The organism is Levilactobacillus fujinensis (genome assembly GCF_003946335.1).
GTDB lineage: Bacteria > Bacillota > Bacilli > Lactobacillales > Lactobacillaceae > Levilactobacillus > Levilactobacillus fujinensis.
On sequence record NZ_RHNX01000084.1, the window covers coordinates 1 to 2,186 of the forward strand.

1 protein-coding gene and 1 pseudogene are annotated in these 2,186 nt (G+C 41.1%); both read left to right on the plus strand.

The features are described 5' to 3' along the window. On the plus strand, positions 1–918 hold a 918-nt coding region (locus tag EKM89_RS13705; protein WP_125689334.1), incomplete at its 5' end, for an IS256 family transposase. A gap of 52 nt (positions 919–970) precedes the next feature. Beyond that, positions 971–1,870, plus strand: a pseudogene (locus EKM89_RS13710) (replication initiator protein A); the annotation flags it as partial. Positions 1,871–2,186 lie beyond the last annotated feature (316 nt).

Below are 2,186 nucleotides of genomic sequence, written 5' to 3' on the forward strand. Positions count from 1 at the left end.
AATCATACCTTGCCAGCCTACGGTCGGCACAGTGATAATTTAGAAACAACGGTCATTCAGTTGTATACCAAGGGAATTACCACTGCTGAAATTGCCGAACTCATTGAGAAAATGTACGGTGCTCACTACTCCAAAGCCACGGTTTCCAACATGACTAAAGCCGTCAATGAACAGGTTCAAGCTTTCCAGCAACGTCGACTGGCTTCACAATATGCGGCCATCTTCTTAGATGCCACTTACTTGCCGTTAAAGCGGGATACCGTTCAAAAAGAAGCCGTTCATATTGCGATTGGCATTCGTCCAGATGGTACGAAAGAAGTGCTGAACTACCAAGTGGCGCCAACGGAATCGACTGGAATCTGGACTGAACTGCTGGGAACCTTGATCAAGCAGGGCGTTAAAGATGTGCTGTTGTTTGTGGCCGATGGGTTAGTTGGTTTGGATGAAGGCTTGAATCGGCATTTCCCTAAAGCCAAACGACAACGTTGCCTGGTTCATGTTGGGCGGAATCTGATGAACAAAGTTCGCGTAAAAGACCGCAAGGCCGTGATCAGTGACTTTAAACAAGTTCATCGGGCCGCCAACCGTGAAGCAGCCGAACTGAAACTGAATGAGTTCGCCAACAACTGGCATCAGACCTATCCCAAATTAATCAAAGATCTGCTTAAAATGCCGAATTTACTCACTTTCATGGACTTTCCACCAGCTATCCGGCAATCACTATACTCCACTAACCTGATTGAGAACTTTAATAAGCATCTCAAGCGCACCACCCACCACAAAGAACAATTTCCAACGGAAGATTCACTGGATCGCTTCCTGGTTTCTCAGTTTAATGTTTATAACGAGAAGTCTCTGAAGCGGATCCACCGAGGGTTCAAAGGACTCCAGGACACCTTGAAAGCATCATTTATTTAAGTTAGATACATATTATATGTACGAAGGCATTTCATTTACACAAGATTCTTGACGCTACCGATCTTTTAGCGATAGTGCCATTTTACTTTATTCGGTGTTACGCGATCGTCTAAGTTACTCACTAAGCAATAATTGGGTTGATGAAAATAACAACGTATATTTCATATACACAAACAATGAACTAAAAGATTTACGAAACTGGTCAAATAATAAAATCAATAAGATTAAACACGAATTAATGGACGCAAAACTTTTGTATCAAAAACATATGGGTTTTAATCCAAGATCAGGCAAAAACGAACCAAATAGATTATATTTGGCAGATTTGGAAGTAACAGCAAAAGACGTTTATATTAAGCGAGAGCCATTAAAATCGCCTGAATCCCTTGGTACAAGCGGACTTCTCAAAAAGAGACAAGATCTAGACTATACTAATAATTTAGATACTAATAGATACAATATAGATACTCAAAAGTTGGACTTTTCCACAGCCAATTTCTCACCAGCAGAAATTCAAAAGCAAAACCAGGATTTGGTGAACCATGCTAATGACTTCTTAACTGATGAAGACAGTGGCTTACCGGTTTTCTTAGAACCCGAAGCCGTGCAATTACTAAGTTTCTGGTGCCGCACTCCGCAACAAATGCGGCGCTTCATTGGCATTATCTTAAATGCTAAGTACCGAGTTGAAAAGGATCATCAAGATATTGGCGTCATAATCCCGCTTTACGACGAAGAACTAAAACCTTTGATGACTAAAGCCTTAAGACGCTACTTTAACGCCCTAAGAAGCAATGAGAAGCATATCAAGAACGTGGAGAACTACTTATACGGCACCATGCAAAACCTATTTGGGATTTGGTGGAATAAACAAGCGGCTAGAGAATATGCGGCTAAACACCCCGAAGAAGAAAAGTCGGCCGACAACGATAACAGTGGGTTGTACTACTAGTCCTAAAAGGCTACAAAATCCTTTCTAAGCGGTTTTAAGACTTACTAACCTATTTTACTTAAGTTAGATTTAAATGGCTTAAACATAAGAATAGGGGCTTTTAAATGAGCGCCAGAGCTAGCCAGGCTAACCAGCTCAAAAGTTCAGCCTTTAGATCAACGCCAAGCTCAAGTGATTTGAGGCCAGGGCTTTATCTATTGATAAGGTACTCAAAAGGTAGTATAATGGTAGTAGTAAAAGAAAGGAGATGAGACAATCATGGCAGTTAAGGAAAAGAAACGGGTCCAAGTCAAGATTGATAAAGATTTGGCCGATG